This window comes from Microbacterium sp. 13-71-7, from assembly GCF_002257455.1.
Lineage (GTDB): Bacteria > Actinomycetota > Actinomycetes > Actinomycetales > Microbacteriaceae > Microbacterium.
Window position 1 is genome coordinate 1 of the sequence record NZ_NCKN01000279.1, and the last position, 4,617, is coordinate 4,617.

General features: G+C 74.1%; 3 protein-coding genes and 1 riboswitch. All 3 genes read right to left on the reverse strand.

The genetic code is table 11. The features are described from left to right. Positions 1-1,197, reverse strand: a 1,197-nt coding sequence (gene thiE / locus B7X32_RS18655; RefSeq protein ID WP_292723124.1) for a thiamine phosphate synthase, incomplete at its 3' end; no start/stop codon positions are given. Then, positions 1,194-2,060 carry a hydroxyethylthiazole kinase gene (thiM, locus tag B7X32_RS18660; protein WP_292723126.1) on the reverse strand — a complete coding sequence of 289 codons (867 nt, stop codon included), beginning with the start codon at positions 2,058-2,060 and terminating at the stop codon, positions 1,194-1,196. The genes thiE and thiM, both read right to left, overlap by 4 nt. Next, positions 2,051-2,144, reverse strand: a riboswitch (TPP riboswitch). It overlaps the preceding gene by 10 nt. A gap of 148 nt (positions 2,145-2,292) precedes the next feature. Next, positions 2,293-4,617 (reverse strand): phenylalanine--tRNA ligase subunit beta (pheT, locus tag B7X32_RS18665; RefSeq protein WP_292723130.1); only part of this gene is annotated, 2,325 nt, incomplete at its 5' end.

A 4,617-nucleotide genomic window follows, 5' to 3' on the forward strand; every position in this document is an offset into this window, starting at 1 on the left:
CGCCTGGGCGAGGGCGCCGCCCCAGCTCGTGGCCGCCGACTCACGCGCGAGGACGGCGAGCTCTGGCAGGTTCGGCGTGAGGAGATCGGCCAGGGGCAGCAGGGCGCGCAGGGCGTGCTCTGCCTCCGCGTCCAGCAGCCGGTCGCCGCTGGTGGCGATCATGACCGGATCCAGGACCACGGTGGGCGGCCGGTGCTCCCGCAGCCAGGATCCGACCTCCTCGATCACCGCGGATCCGGCGAGCATCCCGATCTTCACGGCGTCGATGCGCACGTCCTCGCTGATCGCGTCGAGCTGGGCGCGCAGGAACGCGGCCGGCGGGAGGTGCACGCCCCTGACGCCGCGGGTGTTCTGCGCGGTCAGCGCGGTGATCGCGGCCATCCCGTATCCGCCGTTCGCCGCGATGGCCTTGAGATCGGCCTGGATCCCCGCCCCTCCGGACGGGTCGCTGCCCGCGATCGAGAGCACGCGGGGCACCCCGCCCGCGCCCCAGGCGCGGAGCAGCTTGCGCGCGGCGATCCGCGGATCCGGCGCCGCGCACAGCGCGGACACCACCGCGACCCCGGCCGCTCCCGCGGCGCGCAGCGCGGCCACGTCGGTCCGCTCGATGCCGCCGATCGCGACGCACGGCAGTGGGCTCGCGGCGGCGAACGCGGCGAACCCTGCCACGGCGAGAGGTGCCGGGTGGTCCGGCTTGGTGCTCGTCGGGTGGATCACCCCCACGCCGAGGTAGTCCACGGTGCCGGAGGGCAGTGCCCGCACGGCATCGAGATGCGCGGGCGTGTGGGCGGTGAGCCCGACGATCGCATCGGGGCCGAGCACCGCGCGCGCCACGAGCGGCGAGGCGTCGGACTGGCCGAGGTGGATCCCGTCCACACGCGCACCGCGGCGCCGCGCCTCCACGACGGCGTCGAGGCGGTCGTCCACGACGAGCCGGGCCCGCCCCGCGATGACCGCGGAGAGCGCCACGAGCTGCTCGACGATCGCCGCATCGTCGGCATCCTTGTCGCGCAGCTGCACGAACCGCACGCCGCCCGAGACCGCCGCGTCGACCACCGCCGCGATGCCGCGCGCGCCGCTGAGCGCGGGATCCGTGACGAGGTAGAGGGCGAGGTCGTCGGCCGCCAGCCTCCTGCGCTGTCCTGCCGGAGCGGCGCTCGTGGTCCGAGGCGCGGTCGCCAAGCCGGTCGGCGTCATGCCGCGACCTCCGCCGTCGCGGCGTTCCCCGCCTCGACCCTGGCACGCGCCGGAAGGGACCCGGGCCGGATCGCGGCGAGGGCGTCGAGGAGGGCGACGGCGAAGGACCCCGGCCCCTCGGCGCGCGCCGCGGCGTCCTCGGCGGCGAGCGTGTAGACCAGCGTGGCCGCCGCGGCGGCGACCACGGGGCTGTCGCCCGTCCGTCGCGCGGCGCCGAGGAACGCCGCCATCACGGCGCCGAGCGCGCAGCCACCCCCGGTGACGCGGGTGAGCAGGACGTCTCCGTTCCCGATGCGGATCTCGTGATCCGCATCGACGACGAGGTCGACGGGGCCGGAGACGGCCACCGCTCCCCCGGTGATCCCTGCCAGTTCGCGGGCCGCGTCGGCCGCGGCCTCAGTGCCATCCAATGCATCCACGCCGCGCCCGCCCTGGCTCCGCCCGGCGAGGGCGAGGATCTCGGAGGCGTTGCCGCGGATGAGCGTGGGACGCAGCGCGAGCAGGTCCTGCGCGAGCGCGGTGCGCACCGGCAGCGCGCCGACCGCGACCGGATCCAGCACCCACGGGGTGCCCGCCGTGCGGGCGCCGCCGACGGCCTCGAGGCTCGCGGAGCGCTGCTCGGGGGTGGGCGTGCCGAGGTTCACCAGCAGCCCGGACGAGATCGCGGCGAACATGCCGGCCTCGCCCGTGATGTCCACCATGGCGGGCGCTGCTCCCAGCGCGAGCAGCACGTTGGCGGTGAAGCCGGTGACCACCGCGTTCGTGATGCAGTGCACGAGCGGGGGCTCCGCCCGCAGCTCCGTGAGAAGGTCCGCGGCGGAGTCCACCACGGATTCGGACGACGTTTCCAGACGCGCGCTCATCGCGACATCCCTTCGCTAGTACGACCTAGATCAGGTTCGACGGGTGTGTTCTCAGCCGCGGATGCGGCACCCCGTGTCACTGCCGGTCAGTCTAGCCAGGAACGGTTCGGGCTCGTCAGGAGCGGTTCGGGCTCGTCGCGCACGTCGTGCGACGGATGCACGACGAAGGAACGCCTGCACGACCGGATCCGCGGATCCATCGTGCAGGCGTTCCCCTGTCGTGCGTCGCGTCTCAGTCGCGGATCTGGGCCCCGAACCGCTCGGCAGCGACGGCGACGCCGGCGAGCTTCGCCTCGGTCGCCTCGGCGGCGGTCAGGGTGCGGTCGTCGGCCCGGAAGCGCAGCGCGAAGCTCAGGCTCTTGGATCCGTCCGCGACGCCCTCGCCGCGGTAGTCGTCCACGAGGCGGACCGATTCGAGGAGCGCGCCCGCGCCCTCGGCCAGGGCCGCGCTCACCTCGGCGGCGGGGATCCCCGCGTCGACGACGAGCGAGACGTCCTGCGTGGCAGCGGGGTAGGTCGACAGCGAGGCCGCGACGACGCGCTCCCCCGCCAGCGCCAGCACGCCGTCCAGGTCGAGCTCGAGCACGACCGCGCGACCCGGCAGGTCGGCGTCGGCCGAGACCTGCGGGTGCAGCTCGCCCACGTAGCCGACCTCGGTCGTGGAGCCGGTGGAGGCGTCGCGCACCTGCAGCACGCCGGTGCGTCCCGGGTGCAGCGCCGCTCTGGTGCCCTGCACGACGTCGATCTCGACACCGGCCGCCTCCGCGATCACGCGCACGGCGTCGAGCGCCTCGCTGAGTCCGTACTCCTCGGCCGCACGCCCCGGCTGACGGGGGGTGACGTGCCCGGTGAACAGCGCCGCGACGAGGCGCGCCTGCGGCGGGATCGACGCATCGAGGGCCGCGAGCGTCTCATCCGAGGGCCTGACGCCCAGCGGCGGCACCTCGTCGGTGCCGTAGACGACACCGGGCTCGGGCAGGAACACGACACCGGTCTCGAAGATCGCGAGATCCACGAGTCCGCGGGCGATGTTGCGGTGCGCGATCTGCAGCAGGCCGGGGAGCAGCGAACGGCGCAGGAACGGCGCCTGCCCGTCGAGCGGGTTCGCGAGGCGCACACCGGGGATGCTCTCCCCCGACGCGGAGCCGTGCAGGTCGTTCTGCTCCTGGGTGGTGAACGGGAACGCCGGGGTCTCCACGAGTCCCGCGGCGGCCAGGGCGTTCGCGACGCGGCGGCGGCCCTGCTGCAGGTCGGTGAGTCCGCGACCGGACGGCGGCGTCGGCAGCACGGACGGGATCCTGTCCAGTCCGTGGATGCGCGCGACCTCCTCGGCCAGCGACCACTTGTCGGTGAGGTCGGGGCGCCAGCTCGGCCGGATCACGTTCCAGCCGCCCTCGACGGCCGTCACCTCGGCGCCGATCGTCTCGAGCGCACCGGTCACCTCGTCGTCGGTGTAGTCGACGCCGATCAGACCCTGGACGAAGCCCGCCGGAAGGTCGATGCCCTCGATGAAGACCTCGGCGAAGAGCGCGCCGCCCTCCTCGGTCAGCGTGCCGCCGGCGAGGGAGACCATGAGGTCGGCGACGCGACGCGCGGCGGCGAACGGGATGAGCGGATCCACACCGCGCTCGAACCGCTTGGACGCCTCACTGGGCAGCTTGTGCCGACGGGCGGAGCGCGCGATCGTGATCGGGTCGAACGTCGCCGCCTCGATCAGCACATTGCGCGTGGTTTCGCTCATCTCGGTCGTGCCGCCGCCCATGACGCCGGCGAGGCCGATCGGACCCGATCCGTCGGTGATGAGGAGGTCCTCGGTGTGCAGGGTCCGCTCCTGGCCGTCGAGCGTGACCATCTTCTCGCCCTGCGCGGCACGGCGGACCACGATGTCGCCGTCGAGCCTGTCCAGGTCGTAGCCGTGCACCGGGTTGCCCAGCTCGAGCATCACGTAGTTCGTGATGTCGATCAGCACGCCGAGCGAGCGCATGCCCGCCAGGGTGAGACGGGCGATCATCCAGGGCGGGGTGGGACGGGACGGATCCACGCCGCGCACCACCCGCGTGACGAACTCGGTCGCGCCGACGGCGCCGCGGATCGGAGCCGCGTCCTCGACCACGGCGGTGCGACCGCTGCCGGGCTGCAGCTCGGCGAAGTCGCGGTCGGCGGGGTCGCGGAAGGCCGCCCCTGTCGCGTGCGCGTACTCGCGGGCGATGCCGCGGAGCGAGAAGGCGTAGCCGCGGTCCGGCGTGACGTTCACGTCGACCGCGACGTCGTCCAGGCCGAGCAGCGCGATCGCGTCGGTGCCGACGGGGGCGTCGACGCCGAGCTCGGAGAGGATCAGGATCCCGTTGTGCTCGTCGCCGAGACCCAGCTCGCGGGCGGAGGCGATCATGCCGTCGGAGACGTGCCCGTAGGTCTTGCGGGCGGCGATCGGGAAGGGACCGGGCAGCACGGCGCCGGGCAGGGTCACGACGACCTTGTCCCCGACGGCGAAGTTGCTCGCGCCGCAGACGATGCCGCGGACGCCGCCGTTGGCCTCGCCCACGTCGACCTGGCACCA